Genomic DNA, 16982 nt, shown 5'->3' with positions numbered 1-16982 from the left:
ACTCAATTCGTCAGTTGCAGCCTTGAGAACTTGTTGGCGATCTGCTGGAAAACGTCCGGCAGCTTGGCCGGATCGTTGACGGCATAGTAGCCGCTCGGGTCCGAGGCGCACGCACTGTAAAGCGCGCGGTTGGCGGCAGTGTCGGATTGCAGCACCATGGTGTAGATTTGCACGCCCTCGTTCTTCAATTGCGTGCAGACGCTTTTGGTCCAGCCGTCGACATTGCGCGCCGCGGCGGCCTGGTCGTCCGATCCGAAACGGCCACCCGCCAGATAACCATAGGATGTGTAGTCGGACTTCGTCGGCTGTTCGCTGGCGCCATAGACGACGTTCTCGCCGTCGGTGAGCAACAGCACGATCTTGCTGATGCCGCTTGTCTTCCACGGCGCTCCATCGGTGTAGGGCGCGGCGGGCGACAGCACCCGCATGCCCCACGACAGGCCTTCGGAGACATTGGTTCCCGAACCGTTCCACTCGGTCATCTCGCTAGCTGCCTTGCGCAGCTTGTCGAAATCGTCGGTCAGGGGGACGATGGGTGTCGGGCAAGCGCGGTTCGGGCCGACGGTGATGGCGGAACCCGTCTCGGTGATGAGCTCCTTGGTCGGCGCAACGTATTTGGCCACCTTTTCCTTGGCACCCTTGTCGGCCGGTGGCACAGGGTCGGCCAGACTGCTGAGATCGATACCGAGACGGTTGCCTTTCAGCTTGGCGACCTTGGTGTTGTCGCTGACGTCGTCGAGATAGGAATTGTTGTAGTATTTGGCCGCATTGCCATAGGAGCTAGATGGCTTTTGGGCACCTTCCGGATCGTCCGGCGCAAAATACGGAACGAACAGCGTGTCGGGCTTGTCCGGGTCGGGTGGGGTATCGGAAATGTTATAAGCGCCCGGGCGCGCCTCGACACAGCCCTTCCATCCGGTGCCGTTCCATCCGGCCGCGGTCCATCCGGTGTCCTTGAGCTGCTTGAAAAGCGCCATATGATTGGGACGCTTGCCGTCGATGACGGGGAAATTGACGCCGTTGGTGGAAGACTTGCCGTCCATGTCGATCCAGGACGGGTCGAATTCATCGCCATTGACGTTGACGGCCGTGACGAACGGAACCAGGGAGGCGCGAATCTGGCGCGTCGGCGATTTTGTCGCCTCGAGTGTGTCCAGCAGGGACTTCGTTGCTGTCCTCAACGCCGTCATGCGGGCACCGGCCATCGAGCCGGTATTGTCCAGCACCAGCACGACTTCGAGCTGATTGTTCGATTCGACCGCCGAGGCATCGACGGCGATGTGTCTGTTCCGGCCGAACAGGAAACCGAAGTTCAAATTGACGTCGGCCGACGCAACCGCCTTGGTCTTGATGAAGTTGACGCCCCTGTCGACGGTCAGCGTCGCCTGCGCGTTGGCGAGTTCGCCATGCCCGGCGATGTTGGCCTGAAAATAGCGATCGAAGGCATCGGTGCGGCTAATGTCGAGGTCGCCGAGATGCGAGGAGGCAAGATTTGCGGCGTCGAGCGCGTTCTGCAGGTTGCTCTTGGCCCGCATGACGGTGGACACGTCGACCGCGAAGGCCACGGCCGACAGGATGGCCGGCAGCCCGAGCCCCATCAGCAGCGCGAAATTGCCGCTCTTCGAGCGCCAGAACCTGTTGAGAAGCATCCTTACCCCCGAAAATGCTTACCGCTTGATCTGCGCGGATCGCCCGGGTTTTTGCGCCTTCCATGATGAATCGACCGTTGACGGCGAGGGCGCAACCTGCACAACCTGACATTGTGGTTAAGGGCCGGTTGCCGGAAATCACCAGGCCATTCCGGCGCTGCCGCCTGATTTTCCGGCGCCCTGCGACATCGGGATCGCCGCCTGCCCTTGCCTTATCAGTGGATTGCTGTATAGACGCCGCCAATCTGCCGGTCCCAGCTGGGGGCTGAACGGAGGGCCGGAGGTTTTATCAAAGCCTTCGTGTGAAGCCAGAAGGGCTTCCGCCTCCCGTGTCTCCGCTCTCGACCGTCTCGTCATGCTCCTTTCTTCCCTGCCCCTTTAACCGGGACAAGCGGGTCAGAGAAGTTGCAGAGGCTTTTGCCGCCGGGAACCGGGAGAGAAACGAAGAAAGGCACGAAGACATAATGGCTCTTTACGAACATGTGTTTCTTGCCCGGCAGGACCTCTCGCAGCAGCAGGTCGATGCGCTTGTCGAACAGTACAAGGGCGTCATCTCCGCGAATGGCGGGTCCGTCGGCCGGGTCGAGAACTGGGGATTGAAGTCCCTCACCTACCGGGTCAACAAGAACCGGAAGGCCTACTACACGCTCATGGACCTCAATTGCCCGCCGGCAGCGCTCAACGAAATGGAGCGCCAGATGGGTCTGTCCGAGGACGTCCTGCGTTTCCTGACCATCAAGGTCGAGGCGCATGAGGAAGGTCCGTCGGCCATGATGCAGAAGCGCGAAGAGCGCTCCGAGCGCGGCAGCTTCGGCGACCGCGACCGTGGCGATCGTGGCCCGCGTTCGTTCGGCGACCGTGATCGCGGCGACCGTGGCGATCGTCCGCCGCGTTCGTTCGGCGACGCCGGTGGCGATCGTGGTCCGCGCCGTCCGCGCGAAGGCTTTGAAGGGGGTGCAGAATAATGGTCGACATCAACCAGATCCCGACCCGGCGCCCGTTCCATCGTCGCCGCAAGACCTGCCCGTTCTCCGGCGCCAACGCGCCCAAGATCGACTACAAGGACGTGCGTCTGCTGCAGCGCTACATTTCCGAGCGCGGCAAGATCGTGCCGTCGCGCATCACCGCCGTCAGCCAGAAGAAGCAGCGTGAACTCGCCAAGGCGATCAAGCGCGCCCGTTTCCTCGGCCTGCTGCCCTACGTGGTCCGCTAATTCTCCCGAACGGGCGGTTCGCCGCCCGTTCCTCTCACCGGCCATGACGGGCATGACCGGTTCAGCCATCAAATCCCGAGTTGAGGTCAAGGCCTCTAACTGCCGCGACAGGCAGGACAGCGACACCGGCGCTCAAGGCGCTCAAGCTTCCTGACCTGTTCCCAGAGAATTCGGCGCCTGCCTTCATGGACGGACGCCAACCAAAAGGAACAAAACCATGGAAGTCATTCTTCTCGAACGCGTTTCCCGCCTCGGCCAGATGGGCGATACCGTCAAGGTCAAGGACGGCTTTGCCCGTAATTTCCTGCTGCCGCAAGGCAAGGCGCTGCGCGCCAACGAAGCCAACAAGAAGAAGTTCGAGGGCCAGCGCGCCCAGCTCGAGGCCCGCAATCTCGAGCGCAAGTCGGAAGCCAGCCAGGTCGCCGAAAAGCTCGACGGCAAGAGCTTCATCGCCGTGCGCTCCGCCGGTGAAACCGGCCAGCTCTACGGTTCGGTGTCGACGCGCGACATCGCCGAGCTGCTGACGGCGGAAGGTTTTTCGGTCAACCGCAACCAGATCCTGCTCAACCAGCCGATCAAGACCATCGGTCTCACCAATGTGGCGATCGCGCTGCATCCGGAAGTCGAAGTCACCGTCACGCTCAACATCGCCCGCACGGCCGACGAAGCCGAGCGCCAGGCCAAGGGCGAGACGCTGACCACCGCCGAAGCCATCTATGGCGACGACATCAACGACAATGCGCGGCCGGAAAACTTCTTCGATCCGAATGCCGAATTCGACGGCGGCGAAGACAACGCCTGATCGCGTACGGCAAGCGAGGGAGCAGCGCTCCGATCACTTTGTCTTAATCCAGCCGTTCTGGACCAATGCCCGGGCCTCTCGCCCGGGCATTTTTGTGCCAAAAGGAACTTTCCGAACCCCCATATATTGTTGCAGAATTAAGGCAGCCAGTCTGACCGTGAGGGGACATTTGGTTATGAACATTCTGCTGAAGCGCGTTCTCGACCGCCTGGTGCGCACGGGCAATCTCAAGGTAACCGGGCCAAAAGGCTTGACAGTCATCTTCGGCGACGGCACCGGCGAGCCGGTGCACATGCACATCAAGACCCGGCATGCCGAACGCGCCATCACCTTCGATCCGATGCTGGCGGTGCCTGAATCCTACATGGACGGCGAGCTCGACATTCTCGAAGGCGGCGTGCTCGGACTGATGCGCATCGCCTTCCAGAACATGGGCAGCGGCGGCATCGACGCGACCTGGTCGAAGGCCATCGAAGGCCTGCGCCACGCCTTCCGCCGCCTGCAGCAGATCAACACTGCCTCGCGCTCGCGCCGCAACGTGCAGCGTCACTACGATCTGTCGGGCGATCTCTACCGGCTCTTCCTCGACGAGGACATGCAGTATTCCTGCGCCTATTTCGAACAGCCAGATATGACGCTGGACGAAGCGCAGGCCGCCAAGAAGCGCCATATCGCCGCCAAGCTCAGGCTGAAGGCCGGCCAGACCGTGCTCGACATCGGCTCCGGCTGGGGCGGGCTCGGCCTCTATCTGGCCAAGGCGTTCGACGTCGACGTCCAGGGCGTGACGCTGTCGACCGAACAGCATGGCGTGGCCACCGATCGGGCGCATGCGCAAGGCCTGGAAAGCCACGTCCATTTCGAGCTGAAGGATTATCGCGAACTCAACGAACGCTTCGACCGSATCGTKTCGGTYGGCATGTTCGAACATGTCGGCGTCAACCACTTCCGCACCTTCTTCGACAAGGCGTCGACGCTGCTGAAGCCCGATGGCGTCATGCTGCTGCACACGATCGGCCGCTCCGGCGTGCCGTGGGCAACCAGCGCCTTCATCCGCAAGTATATTTTCCCGGGCGGCTACATACCCGCCATGTCGGAAGTGCTGCCGGCGATCGAGAAGTCCGGCCTCGTGGTTACCGACGTGGAGATTTTGCGGCTGCACTATGCCGACACGCTGAAGCACTGGGGCCAGCGCTTCGCCGCCAACCGCGACAAGGCCAAGGCAATCTACGACGAACGCTTCTGCCGCATGTGGGAATTCTATCTGGCCGCTTCGGAAGCCGCCTTCCGCTGGCAGGACCTGGTCATCTTCCAGTTCCAGATCGCCAAGAAGAACGACACGCTGCCGATGACCCGCGACTACATGGCCAAGTGCGAAAAGGCCTTGGAGATGCGTGACTTGGGCCGCCGCGAGGCGGCTCCCGTCGAGAAGCCAGTCAAGCCCGCCCGCCGCCGCAAGGTGGCGGAGTAGACACGCCGTTCGCCATTGGCGCTTGCCATTCCCGGCCCATGCCCTGAAAAAGGCCTCGTGATCGTCGCGAGGCCTTTTTCATGACTTATATCCTCTATGCCGCCGCGGCGCTCGCCGAGATCGCCGGCTGTTTTTCGGTATGGGCCTGGTGGCGGCTGGAAAGATCGCCCTTGTGGCTGGCTCCAGGCTTTGTCTCGCTGCTTTTGTTCGCCTGGCTTCTGGCGCTGGTCGACACCAATGCGGCGGGCCGCGCCTATGCCGCTTATGGCGGCATCTACATCGCCGCCTCGCTGGCTTGGCTGTGGCTGGTGGAAGGCGTGCGGCCCGACCGCTGGGATCTTGCTGGCGCCGCACTGTGCATAGCCGGCGCGTCGCTCATCGTGCTCGCACCGCGAGGAGCATAGCGTGGAACTGCCGGCCCCTCTTCGACAAGCCGTCGATCGCATCCTGGAAAAAATCCCGCTGCCTGAGCTGAAGCAAGCGGCGAAAACCCTGTCGGACCGCTACCGCGCTGAACTGCGCGACGGCCGCCTGCACATGGCGCAGGACATGGCGGTCAAAGCCTATCTGGCGACGCGGCTGCCGGCGACCTATGCCGCGGTCCGCGCCAGTCTCGACGCACTGAACGCGACCCGGCCGGACTTCGAGCCGAAAACCCTGCTCGATGTCGGCGCCGGTCCTGGTACGGTGCTTTGGGCCACCAACGATCTCTGGCCCGATCTCGAACAGGCTGTGCTGTTGGAAGCGAGTGCCGCGGTGCGCAAGGTCGGCGAGATGCTTGCCGCCGATGCCATCACAACCCGAACCATCTGGCGTGCCGGCGACGTCACGATAGACCTTGCCGATCTTCGGCCGGCGGACCTCGTCACTTGCGCCTATGTGCTGGACGAGATCGTGCCGGCATCGTTGCCCAAAATGGTCGACCGGCTGTGGCAGCTGACGACAGACACGCTGCTGATCGTCGAACCGGGCACGCCGGCGGGCTGGCAGCGCATCCTGGCGGTGCGCGCGCAGTTGATCGCCGCCGGGGCGCATCTGCTGGCGCCTTGTCCGCACGAGGCGCCCTGCCCGCTTACCCCACCCGACTGGTGCCACTTTTCCCGTCGCGTCGCCCGCTCGCGCCTGCACCGGCTGGCCAAGGACGCCGATGTTCCGTGGGAAGATGAGAAATTCATCTTTGTCGCCGCGTCGCGCCAGCCGGCCGCCTCGCACGCCGCGCGGGTCATCGCACCGCCGAAATCCGGTTCGGGCAAGGTTCTGCTCAAGCTTTGCCAGGAAGACGGCACGGCCACGGAGCAACTGTTCACCAAGCGTGACGGCGCCGACTTCAAGCTGGCCCGGCGGCTCGACTGGGGCGACAGACTGGTGTCCGAATAGAGCGCCACGGCACTCAGACAGCGCCGCCCAAGAAAAATTTCGCAGCCATGTCGAATCCGGGCTGGGCCGTTCGACCATTGGCGTTCTCGGAGCTTCCGGGAAGCCAAAGCGTCAAGCAGCATCAGCCAACAGGAGAAAGACAGTGAACTATATCGCAGGATTTGTCGCCGCCGTGCCCGCCGCCAGCAAGGAAGCCTATCGCAGGCATGTCACCGACGCGGCATCGGTGCTGAAGGAATTCGGCACGACCCGGATGGTTGAAGCCTGGGGTGACGACGTGCGCGGCGGCAAGACCACCGACTTCAGGCGCGCCGTGAAGGCAACGCCGGACGAGGTCGTCATCTTTTCGTGGCACGAATATCCCGACAAGGCAGCGGCGGACGCCGCCTACCACACGATGATGAGCGATCCGCGTCTGGCGAAGATCGTCGCAACGATGCCCTTCGACGGCCAGCGCATGATGATAGGCGGCTTCGCATCGATCATCGACGAGGGCGCTTCCGGCAAGCCCGGGTATGTTGATGGCTCTCTGGTGCCAGTTCCCATCGCCAACAAGGCCGCTTACCTTGCCGTGGCGTCAAAGCATGCCGCCGTGATCAGGGAATTCGGCGCCACCCGCATCGTCGAAGCCTGGGGCGACGACATCTCCGACGGCGAGGTCACCGACTACAGGACAGCGGTGAAGGCGACGGACGGGGAAGCCATCGTCTATTCCTGGGTGGAATGGCCGTCGAAGCAGGTTCGTGACGAAGGCTGGAAGAAGGTGATTGCCGATCCGCGCATGTATGCCGACATCATGCCCTACGACAACCATCGAAGGGTCCATGGCGGCTTCGCGCCGATCCTCGACGCCTGACATCGCAAATTAAGACCAGGAAACCATCATGCGCTATGCCTGTCTCATCTACTACCATCCTCAGACACTCTTCGGCGGAAGTCCGCAGGCCAATGCGGCGCTTGCCGAGTGCGCTGGATACGACGAGGTGCTCAAGGCCAGCGGCCATTTCGTCGCCGCCGAGGCCCTGGTGCTGCCAGAAGAAGCGATGACCTTGCAGGTCCGCGACGGCAAGATGTCGGCGGTCGACGGCCCGTTCATGGAGACCAAGGAAATGCTGGGCGGGATCATCGTCATCGAGGCCCGCGACCTCAACGAGGCCGTGCGAGTGGCAAGCGGACATCCTTTGGCCACGATCGGCCACATTGAAGTCCGTCCGGTCGTCGACTTCAGCCAGCCCCGGCCGGTGCTGTGAGCGTCGCCGGCACGCATGCCTGCCTGGAGACGGTGTATCGCACCGAGGCGCGGCGCGTGCTGGCGACCTTGATCCGCCTGCTCGGCGGGTTCGACGCGGCGGAGGAGGCCCTACATGAGGCCTTTGCCGCCGCCGCCGAGCAATGGCCGCGCCAAGGCCTGCCGGCCAATCCCTATTCCTGGCTGGTCTCAGCCGGCCGCTTCAGAACCATCGATCGCTGGCGCCGGGAAGCGCGGCTGGCCGGCACTTTGCCGGAACTGTTGGCCTTGAGCGAACAGACAGCGGAACCGATCACGCCTGAAGACATAGCGGACGATGAACTGCGGCTTATCTTCGTCTGCTGCCATCCGGCGCTGGCGCCGGACGCACGCATTGCCTTGACCCTGCGCGAGGTGGGCGGCTTGACCACCGAAGAGATCGCCCGTGCTTATCTGACGCCGGCGCCGACCGTCGCCCAGCGTATCGTTCGGGCCAAGGCAAGGATCCGCGACGAGGCCATCCCCTACGAAGTCCCCGACCGCAACCAGTTGCCGGCGCGCCTCGAAAGTGCGTTGCAGGTGATCTACCTGATCTTCAACGAGGGTTACGCGGCAACCCAGGGACCAAGCCTGACGCGGGCCGATCTGTGCGCCGAGGCGATCCGCCTCGGCCGGCTGGTGGTGGATTTGCTCGACCAGCCCGAAGCACATGGGCTGCTGGCGTTGATGTTGCTGCATGAGGCAAGGCGTGCGACGCGGGTCGGTGCGAATGGCGACCTCGTCCTGCTCGAAGATCAGGACCGGTCGCTATGGGACCGCGGGCTGATCGGCGAAGCCAACGGCCTCATTGGGCGGGCGCTCGCTTCGCGACAGGTTGGACCCTACATCCTCCAGGCGGCCATTGCCTCCATCCACGCGGAAGCGGCGAGGACGGCGGACACCGACTGGACCCAGATCGTTGCACTTTATGATGTGCTGGGGCGCGTCGCCGCCTCCCCGGTGGTGACGCTGAACCGTGCCGCCGCCCTTGGCATGCGCGACGGGCCACAAGCCGGTCTAACGGCGATCGAAGACGTGATGGCACAAGGCAGCCTCGATGGCTACCATCTGGCACACGCGGCGCGGGCCGATATGTTGCGCAGGTTAGGCCTAGCCGAAGCTGCACGCGCCTCCTACCAGCGGGCGCTGGACCTGACCCGCCAGCCGGCAGAACGACGTTTCCTAGAGACTCGTCTCGATCAACTCGCCGAACATCGCACCCTGCGCGACTAGACTCGTCCGACCTTGTTGCAGTGTATTTTCCTGTTTTGTTCCTGATGCAGATTCGCTACGGTCGGCCGCCTGATTCGAGTCAATCGGGATTCTTTCCACCGATTTTTTTGTGCTGTGAACAAGCAGGAGAGGACGACGAATCTTCACCCGCCCTTAACGTGGTCTGCTACGGCAAGGTGGGATTGAAATCGGGGATGTCATGGCAGAGGCAGCGCGGAAATTCGGCGTGGCGGAGCAACCGCTCTATCGCGAGGCACCGAACAATATCGAGGCCGAGCAGGCGCTGCTCGGCGCGATCCTCGTCAACAACGATGCCTTCTACCGCGTCTCCGACTTCCTGAAGCCAGGCCACTTCTACGAACCCCTGCATCGCAGGATCTTCGAGATCGCCGCCGAGCTCATCCGCATGGGCAAGGTGGCGACGCCGATCACCCTGAAGACCTTCCTGCCGGCCGACGAAAAGGTCGGCGACATGACGGTGGCGCAATATATCGTGCGCCTGGCGGTCGAAGCCGTCACCGTCGTCAACGCCACCGACTACGGCCGCGCCATCTATGATTTGGCGACGCGCCGCGCGCTGATCACGGTCGGCGAGGACATGGTCAACATCGCCTATGACGCGCCGGTCGACATGTCGCCCTCCGAGCAGATCGAGGACGCCGAGCGCCGCCTGTTCGAACTGGCCGAAACCGGCCGCTACGATGGCGGCTTCGAGAGCTTCACCGACGCGGTCAAGACGGCCGTCGACATGGCCAACGCGGCCTATATGCGCGACGGCCATCTGTCGGGTCTTGCCACCGGCATGCGCGATCTCGACCGCCGCATGGGCGGCCTGCAATCGTCCGATTTGATCGTGCTCGCCGGACGCCCGGGCATGGGCAAGACGTCGCTCGCCACCAACATCGCCTTCAACATCGCCGAGGCCTATGTGCCGGCGCAGCAGGCCGACGGATCGTTCAAGGCGGCCAATGGCGGCGTGGTTGGCTTCTTCTCGCTCGAAATGTCGTCGGAGCAGCTGGCGACCCGTATCATTTCCGAGCAGACGGAAATCTCGTCGTCGAAAATCCGCCGCGGCGAAATCAGCGAAATGGATTTCGAAAAGCTGGTCGCCTGTTCGCAGACCATGCAGAAGATCCCGCTTTTCATCGACCAGACCGGTGGTATTTCCATTGCCCAGCTGTCCGCCCGCGCGCGTCGCCTGAAGCGGCAGCGCGGCCTCGACCTGATCGTCATCGACTATATCCAGCTGATGCAGGGTTCATCCGCCAGGGCCTCGCAGAACCGCGTGCAGGAAATCACCGAGATCACCACGGGCCTGAAGGCGCTGGCCAAGGAACTCGCCGTGCCGATCATCGCCCTGTCGCAGCTGTCGCGTCAGGTCGAAAGCCGTGAGGACAAACGTCCACAGCTCTCCGACTTGCGTGAATCCGGCTCGATCGAGCAGGACGCCGATGTCGTGATGTTCGTCTATCGCGAGGAGTATTACCTCAAGAACCGCGAGCCGAAGCTTGGCACCGAGGAATACGTCAAGTGGGAAAACGAGATGAACGAGATGCGCGGCAAGGCCGAGGTGATCGTCGCCAAGCAGCGCCACGGCCCGACAGGCTCGGTAACGCTCGCCTTCCACGGCGAATTCACCCGCTTCTCCGATCTGGCGGAAGAGCATCATATTGCGGAGAGGTTTGAATAGCTTGGTCGCGGAGCAACCGATTGGACTTTAGCGATATTTATCAGAGAATGAAGTTTGAAGCGTACGAAATCTCCGAGGACGAACGCACTCAACTGGCTAATTATTTGAAATCTGCCCAGTCAATTTCTAGCCCGAAATCGCACGCCGGTTTGCTGGTGTTTTGCTATTCGAGCGAACCGACGTCCGAGAACATCGAATTGGTGCGGAAATTCCTTGCCAAAAATGTCGACGACTACACAAGAAGCGCGGCAGTGACTGGTCTCTATCGAATATGGAAGCTTGGAAGGGCCGCCGACATCGATGATCTTCTGAGCTTTTTGGCTCTTTCGCTGCAAGAATCCCGGCACGATACGTCCGTGTCTGCGATCGGATGTTCATTCCTTCTGATGCAACGGCTCAAGGAACGCCGCCTTTCGACCGCACTTATGAAATTACTTGAGACGCTCCACGAGGAAGTCAGACGAGAGAACAACTTCGCCGTCAATTATTCACCTATGCGTGTTGGTCGGCATATGACAATTGGGCCCAAAGCAACGGTCAGCGCCGCATCCATTTCGATATGATCGAAGAGGCGTTGCCGATCTATTGGGATCGCCAGAAATATCTTTTGGAATCGATAAACTGATGGCCAAATCGCGCGTCCAGTTCATCTGCCAGAATTGCGGATCGGTGCATCAGCGCTGGGCCGGCAAATGCGATGCCTGCGGCGAATGGAACACGCTGGTCGAGGAAGGCACCTCCGGTGGCATCGGCTCGGGGCCTGCCAATACGCGCAACGCCCGCAAGGGCCGAGCGGTGGTGCTGACCACGCTTTCGGGCGACATCGAGGACGCGCCGCGCATCATCTCGGGCATCGGCGAGCTCGACCGCGCCACCGGCGGCGGCTTCGTGCGCGGCTCCGCACTTCTGGTCGGCGGCGATCCCGGCATCGGCAAGTCGACGCTGCTCACCCAGGCTGCCGCCGCGCTGGCGTCGCGAGGCCACCGCATCGTCTATGTCTCGGGCGAAGAAGCCGTCGCGCAGATCAGGCTGAGGGCGCAGCGGCTCGGCGTCGCCGACACACCGGTCGAGCTGGCGGCGGAGACCAATGTCGAGGACATTCTTGCCACGATCGCCGACGGCAAGCGGCCGGATCTGGTCATTCTCGATTCCATCCAGACGCTGTGGACCGACCTTGCCGATTCGGCGCCGGGTACGGTCACCCAGGTGCGCGCCTCCGCCCAGGCGATGATCCGCTATGCGAAATCCACGGGTGCCGCGATCGTGCTGGTCGGCCATGTCACCAAGGAAGGCCAGATCGCCGGCCCGCGCGTGGTCGAGCACATGGTCGACGGCGTGCTCTATTTCGAGGGCGAAGGCGGCCACCATTACCGCATCCTGCGCACGGTGAAGAACCGCTTCGGACCGACCGACGAAATCGGCGTCTTCGAAATGTCGGACAAGGGTTTGCGCGAAGTCTCCAACCCGTCGGAGCTGTTTCTCGGCGAGCGGCATGCCAAGTCTCCGGGTGCCGCCGTTTTCGCCGGTATGGAAGGCACGAGGCCGGTTCTGGTCGAGATCCAGGCGCTGGTAGCGCAATCCTCGCTCGGCACGCCGCGCCGGGCAGTGGTCGGCTGGGACGGCGCTCGACTGTCGATGGTGCTGGCGGTGCTGGAGGCGCATTGCGGCGTTCGCTTCGGCCAGCACGACGTCTATCTCAACGTCGCCGGCGGCTATCGCATCAGCGAGCCGGCGGCCGATCTCGCGGTCGCCGCCGCACTGGTTTCCTCGCTCACTGGTCTTGCCCTTCCCGCCGATTGCGTCTATTTCGGCGAAATCAGCCTGTCGGGTGCTGTGAGGCCGGTCGCGCATGCGCAGCAGCGCCTCAAGGAAGCCGAAAAGCTGGGTTTTGGTAGCGCGGTTCTGCCCTTGGGCAGCGAGGAACTTGCCGGAGGGATCGGGGCCGGTGCTTTCCAGCCCACCGAGCTTGCCGACCTCGTGGCACGCATAGCCGGCTCACGTCGAAGCCGCGTGGACGACGAAGAATGACGCGGCTCGCCGAGCCGTGAAAAAGAGATCGGAGTGGGGCGAAAGACATGCCGATTACGCTGCTTGACGGAATCCTGGTCGGCTTCACCCTGGTCTCGGCGATGCTCGCCATGGTTCGCGGCTTTTCGCGCGAGGTCCTGTCGGTCGTCTCATGGGCGGCAGCGGCGGCGGCGGCTTTCTTCTTCTACAAGCCCGTCCTGCCCTATCTGAAGCCCTACATCGAGAATGAGAAGATCGCCATGGCGGCCTCCGCCGGCGTCGTCTTCGTCGTCGCGCTGATTGTCGTCTCCGTCATCACCATGAAGCTGGCCGACTGGATCATCGATTCGCGCATCGGCGCACTCGACCGCACGCTCGGTTTCCTCTATGGCGCCGCGCGCGGCATCCTGGTCGTCGCGGTGGCGCTTTTGTTCTTCAACTGGCTGGCCGGCGCCAAGGCCCCGGCCTGGGTGACCGACGCCAAATCACGGCCATTGCTGGAATCGATCGGCGCCAAGATCGAGAACCTGCTGCCCGCCGACACCGAAAACGCAATCCTCAAGAAGCTCAGCCCGAAAGCGGGTGGCGAGACTCCGGCCGCCCCGGATGCGCCAGCGGCGGATGTGCCGGCAACAGGTGACGATGCAAATGCGCCGGCCCCGGACGACAATGACGCTGGCCCCGCGGACAACACAGCCAAGCCAGCACCGGCCGCACCAGCAGCACCGGCAAACTGACACCCGAAAGGGCGCCCGAGCAGACGATGGTGTGAACGACTTTACGGCGCGCGTTGCTTTCGACGCGAACCCGCATTATATGGCGATTTTAGCGGAGCTTAAGATGGCAGACGCAGACGACGTGCTTTCCGCCGAGGCCGACGACCATTTCCACGACGAATGCGGTGTCTTCGGCATTTTCGGCCGGCAGGACGCAGCGGCAATCGTCACACTCGGCCTGCATGCGCTGCAGCATCGGGGCCAGGAAGCGGCAGGCATCGTTTCCTATGACGGCAGCCAGTTCCATGTCGAACGCCATGTCGGCCTGATCGGCGACACTTTCACCAAGCAGCGCGTCATTGACAGCCTGCAAGGCAACCGCGCCATCGGCCATACGCGCTACGCCACGACAGGCGGCGCCGGCATGCGCAACATCCAGCCCTTCTTCGCCGAGTTGGCCGATGGCGGCTTCGCCGTCGCCCACAATGGTAATTTGACCAACGCCATGACGGTGCAGCGCGCGCTGCAGAAGCAGGGCGCGATCTTCTCCTCGACCTCCGACACCGAGACGCTTCTGCATCTGGTTGCGACCAGCAAGGAACGCGACCTCAACTCGCGCTTCATCGACGCCGTGCGGCAGGTTGAAGGTGCCTTCTCGCTGGTGGCGATGACGGCCAAGAAGATGATCGGCTGCCGCGATCCGCTCGGCATCCGCCCGCTGGTGCTGGGCGACCTCGACGGTGCCTGGATCCTCGCTTCCGAGACCTGCGCGCTCGATATCATCGGTGCGCGTTTCGTGCGCGACCTGAAGCCCGGCGAGATGGTCGTCGTCACCTCCAAGGGCATTGAAAGCCTGTTCCCGTTCGAGCCGCAGAAAACGCGCTTCTGCATCTTCGAATATGTTTATTTCGCCCGGCCGGATTCTTCGGTCGAGGGCCGCAACGTCTACGAGGTGCGCAAGCGCATCGGCGCAGAGCTGGCACAGGAAAACCCCGTCGAGGCCGACATCGTCGTGCCGGTGCCGGATTCGGGCACGCCCGCTGCGATCGGCTTCAGCCAGGCGGCCGGCATTCCCTTCGAGCTCGGCATCATCCGCAACCACTATGTCGGCCGTACCTTCATCCAGCCCGGCGATTCGATCCGCCACATGGGCGTCAAGCTGAAGCACAACGCCAACCGCCGTATGATCGAGGGCAAGCGTGTCGTGCTGGTCGACGATTCGATCGTGCGCGGCACCACCAGCCAGAAGATCGTGCAGATGGTGCGCGATGCCGGCGCCCGGGAAGTGCATATGCGCATTGCTTCGCCGCCGACCAGCGCCTCCTGCTTCTACGGCGTCGACACGCCGGAGAAATCGAAGCTCCTGGCTTCGCGCATGTCGGTGGAAGAGATGGCCGAATTCATCCGTGTCGATTCGCTGGGCTTCCTCTCCATCAACGGCCTCTACCGCGCGGTCGGCGAGGCCAGCCGCAACGATGAGCAACCGCAGTTCTGCGACGCCTGCTTCACCGGCCAGTATCCGACCCGCCTGCTCGACTTCGAAGGCCACGACAATGTGCGCACGCTGTCGCTGCTGGCGAACAGTGGGGCGTAGGCCAGACCTTACGGAAATTCTCGCATGACCCTCGACCTTACCGGCCGCGTCGCGGTCGTCACCGGCGCCTCGCGCGGCATCGGCTATTTCATCGCCAAGGAATTAGCCGCCGCCGGGGCTCATGTCATCGCGGTCGCGCGCACGGTCGGCGGGCTGGAGGAACTCGACGACCAGATCAAGGCGGCCGGCGGCCAGGCGACGCTGGTGCCGCTCGATCTCGTCGACATGGCCGGCATCGACCGGCTGGGCGGCGCCATCCATGAACGCTGGGGCAAGCTCGACATCCTCGTTGCCAATGCCGGTGTGCTCGGCGTCATCTCGCCGATCGGCCATGTCGAGGCCAAGACCTTCGAAAAGGTGATGACCATCAACGTCACCTCGACCTGGCGGCTGATCCGCTCGGTCGACCCGCTGCTCAGGCTTTCGGATGCCGGCCGGGCCATCATCCTGTCGTCCAACGCGGCGCATTCGGCACGCGCTTTCTGGGCACCTTACGCGGCTTCGAAGGCGGCGGTCGAGACCATGATGCGCTCCTGGGCGCATGAGACGCAAAGCCTGCCGCTGCGCGTCAATGCCGCCGACCCAGGCGCCACCCGCACCGCCATGCGGGCCCAGGCCGTGCCAGGCGAGGATCCGGAGACGCTGCCGCACCCTTCCGAGATCGCCAAGCGTATCGTGCCGTTGGCCAGCCCGGAGCTGAAAGAGACCGGGTTGATCTTCCAGGCCAAGCACAATCGCTTCGTCGCCTACAGGCAGCCCGAATAAATTCGCGCCCTGGTTTTTGACGGCTCCCGGAACCGCATTTGGGTAGCCTATGCCAGGGATTAAAAGAGCCTCCGGCTACGTTCTTCGAACGTAGGACATTCGAAACAGGAGGATCGATATGCGCAGACTTCTCTTCGTTGCCGCCACCGCCTTTGCAGCCGCTCTCGGCGCGACATCAGGTGTGGCCGTCTCGCAAGATGCCAAGATGAGTTTCTTCGTCACCAGTGTCGGCTCCGGCAAGGGCGCCGATCTCGGCGGCCTGAAGGGAGCCGACGCGCATTGCGCTTCGCTGGCCGAAGCAGCCGGCGTCACCGGCAAGAGCTGGCATGCCTATCTCTCAACAAGCGCCGAGGATGCCCGCGACCGCATCGGCAAAGGCCCTTGGTTCAACGCCAAGGGTGAGAAAATCGCCGACGATGTCGCCTCGCTGCACGGCGACGCCAACGGCATCACCAAGCAGACGGCGCTGAATGAAAAGGGCGAAGTAGTGAATGGCCGCGGCGACACACCGAACCGGCATGACATGCTGACAGGGTCGAAACCCGACGGCACCAGGATTGCCGACCAGACCTGCGGCGACTGGACGATGAGCGGCGCCGAAGGGGCGGCAATGATGGGTCATCATGACCGCACCGGGCTCGACGATTCGGCGGCGGCAAAATCGTGGAATTCCTCGCATGCCTCACGCGGCGGCTGCAGCCAGGAAGCCCTGAAGGGCACCGGTGGCGACGGGTTGTTTTACTGCTTTGCAACCAACTGAGCAGCGTAGGTCGCAAACCCTACTCAGAGACCCGCCACATCATCACGCGGCTGTGATCTGAGGGGGAAAAGCTGCGCGGCGGTCATGCTTTCGTCATTTCCCCGGAGTTGTTAGGATCGTAGCGACTCCCACAACAGCGAGAGCCCAAACTGGGCAGAACAAGGAAACTCCCATGGCTACGACCGCAGCATTGGTCTGGTATCTGGTAATCGCCGGTCCACAGGGCGGCATGGTGGTGCTGCCCAGCACCTTCGACAAGCGCGAACAGTGCACCGCAGCCATCACCGAATATCAGAAGCAGCCGACCCCCGCTGGCTGGTCCGTGCAGTGCGTGCCGAGCGCCTCGCCCTTCACCGATGAGGGCGATGCCGAGGAACCGGCCGCGCAGTAAGCATCCGTCGCAACAAGGCCCGCAGCCGTTGGCTGCGGGCCTTGTTGTTT

At 63.0% G+C, this 16982-nt stretch carries 18 protein-coding genes; 17 read left to right on the top strand and 1 reads right to left on the bottom strand.

Features of this window, described 5'->3' with window-relative positions; translation table 11 throughout:
• Positions 1–2: 2 nt before the first annotated feature.
• The gene (locus AB4Z43_RS24370; protein ID WP_038645721.1) at positions 3–1649 is read right to left on the bottom strand and encodes a pilus assembly protein; all 1647 of its coding nucleotides are present in this window, start codon (positions 1647–1649) and stop codon (positions 3–5) included.
• Positions 1650–2113: 464 nt separating this feature from the next.
• Here AB4Z43_RS24370 and rpsF point away from each other — a divergent pair, with 464 nt between their 5' ends.
• The 17 genes from rpsF to AB4Z43_RS24285 all read left to right on the top strand — a co-directional run bounded on the left by rpsF (position 2114) and on the right by AB4Z43_RS24285 (position 16932).
• Entirely contained in the window at positions 2114–2614 is a 501-nt protein-coding gene (gene rpsF / locus AB4Z43_RS24365) for a 30S ribosomal protein S6 (protein ID WP_010915168.1), read from the top strand.
• The gene (rpsR, locus tag AB4Z43_RS24360) at positions 2614–2862 is read left to right on the top strand and encodes a 30S ribosomal protein S18 (protein ID WP_006203718.1); all 249 of its coding nucleotides are present in this window, start codon (positions 2614–2616) and stop codon (positions 2860–2862) included. The genes rpsF and rpsR overlap by 1 nt, the downstream gene beginning before the upstream one ends.
• Positions 2863–3079: 217 nt before the next feature.
• Entirely contained in the window at positions 3080–3664 is a 585-nt protein-coding gene (gene rplI, locus AB4Z43_RS24355) for a 50S ribosomal protein L9 (RefSeq protein WP_010915167.1), read from the top strand.
• Between the two features lie 175 nt (positions 3665–3839).
• Complete coding sequence (locus AB4Z43_RS24350) at positions 3840–5132, top strand: SAM-dependent methyltransferase (RefSeq protein WP_038645716.1); 1293 nt, start codon at positions 3840–3842, stop codon at positions 5130–5132.
• 80 nt (positions 5133–5212) lie between these two features.
• Positions 5213–5536 (top strand): YnfA family protein, encoded by a 324-nt coding sequence (locus AB4Z43_RS24345; RefSeq protein ID WP_019857263.1) that lies wholly within the window; start codon positions 5213–5215, stop codon positions 5534–5536.
• Position 5537: 1 nt separating this feature from the next.
• Positions 5538–6509 carry a small ribosomal subunit Rsm22 family protein gene (locus AB4Z43_RS24340; RefSeq protein ID WP_019857262.1) on the top strand — a complete coding sequence of 324 codons (972 nt, stop codon included), beginning with the start codon at positions 5538–5540 and terminating at the stop codon, positions 6507–6509.
• 142 nt (positions 6510–6651) lie between these two features.
• Complete coding sequence (locus AB4Z43_RS24335) at positions 6652–7365, top strand: DUF1428 domain-containing protein (protein WP_441939150.1); 714 nt, start codon at positions 6652–6654, stop codon at positions 7363–7365.
• A 28-nt stretch (positions 7366–7393) separates the two neighbouring features.
• On the top strand, positions 7394–7759 hold the full coding sequence (locus AB4Z43_RS24330; protein ID WP_027046676.1) for a YciI family protein: 366 nt from the start codon (positions 7394–7396) through the stop codon (positions 7757–7759).
• Positions 7756–9009, top strand: coding sequence for an RNA polymerase sigma factor (locus AB4Z43_RS24325; protein WP_038645706.1), 1254 nt, complete (start codon positions 7756–7758; stop codon positions 9007–9009). The genes AB4Z43_RS24330 and AB4Z43_RS24325 overlap by 4 nt, the downstream gene beginning before the upstream one ends.
• A gap of 199 nt (positions 9010–9208) precedes the next feature.
• Positions 9209–10699 (top strand): replicative DNA helicase, encoded by a 1491-nt coding sequence (locus AB4Z43_RS24320; RefSeq protein WP_019857258.1) that lies wholly within the window; start codon positions 9209–9211, stop codon positions 10697–10699.
• A 20-nt stretch (positions 10700–10719) separates the two neighbouring features.
• Positions 10720–11262 carry a hypothetical protein gene (locus tag AB4Z43_RS24315; RefSeq protein ID WP_441939147.1) on the top strand — a complete coding sequence of 181 codons (543 nt, stop codon included), beginning with the start codon at positions 10720–10722 and terminating at the stop codon, positions 11260–11262.
• Between the two features lie 61 nt (positions 11263–11323).
• A complete protein-coding gene (gene radA, locus AB4Z43_RS24310) occupies positions 11324–12727 on the top strand; it encodes a DNA repair protein RadA (protein WP_019857257.1) in 1404 nt (467 codons plus the stop codon).
• A gap of 47 nt (positions 12728–12774) precedes the next feature.
• Positions 12775–13443: a CvpA family protein gene (locus AB4Z43_RS24305; protein ID WP_019857256.1), complete on the top strand. Its 669-nt coding sequence runs from the start codon at positions 12775–12777 to the stop codon at positions 13441–13443.
• Between the two features lie 103 nt (positions 13444–13546).
• Positions 13547–15016, top strand: coding sequence for an amidophosphoribosyltransferase (gene purF, locus AB4Z43_RS24300; protein WP_019857255.1), 1470 nt, complete (start codon positions 13547–13549; stop codon positions 15014–15016).
• A 24-nt stretch (positions 15017–15040) separates the two neighbouring features.
• The gene (locus tag AB4Z43_RS24295) at positions 15041–15781 is read left to right on the top strand and encodes an SDR family NAD(P)-dependent oxidoreductase (protein WP_038645702.1); all 741 of its coding nucleotides are present in this window, start codon (positions 15041–15043) and stop codon (positions 15779–15781) included.
• 118 nt (positions 15782–15899) lie between these two features.
• Positions 15900–16541, top strand: coding sequence for a hypothetical protein (locus AB4Z43_RS24290; protein ID WP_019857253.1), 642 nt, complete (start codon positions 15900–15902; stop codon positions 16539–16541).
• Between the two features lie 172 nt (positions 16542–16713).
• Entirely contained in the window at positions 16714–16932 is a 219-nt protein-coding gene (locus tag AB4Z43_RS24285) for a hypothetical protein (RefSeq protein ID WP_015318519.1), read from the top strand.
• The last annotated feature ends 50 nt before the right edge of the window (positions 16933–16982 follow it).

Origin of the sequence: Mesorhizobium sp. 2RAF45, from assembly GCF_052115225.1 — a bacterium.
GTDB classification, from domain to species: domain Bacteria; phylum Pseudomonadota; class Alphaproteobacteria; order Rhizobiales; family Rhizobiaceae; genus Mesorhizobium; species Mesorhizobium jarvisii.
This window is presented reverse-complemented; position numbering and strand designations above follow the sequence as displayed.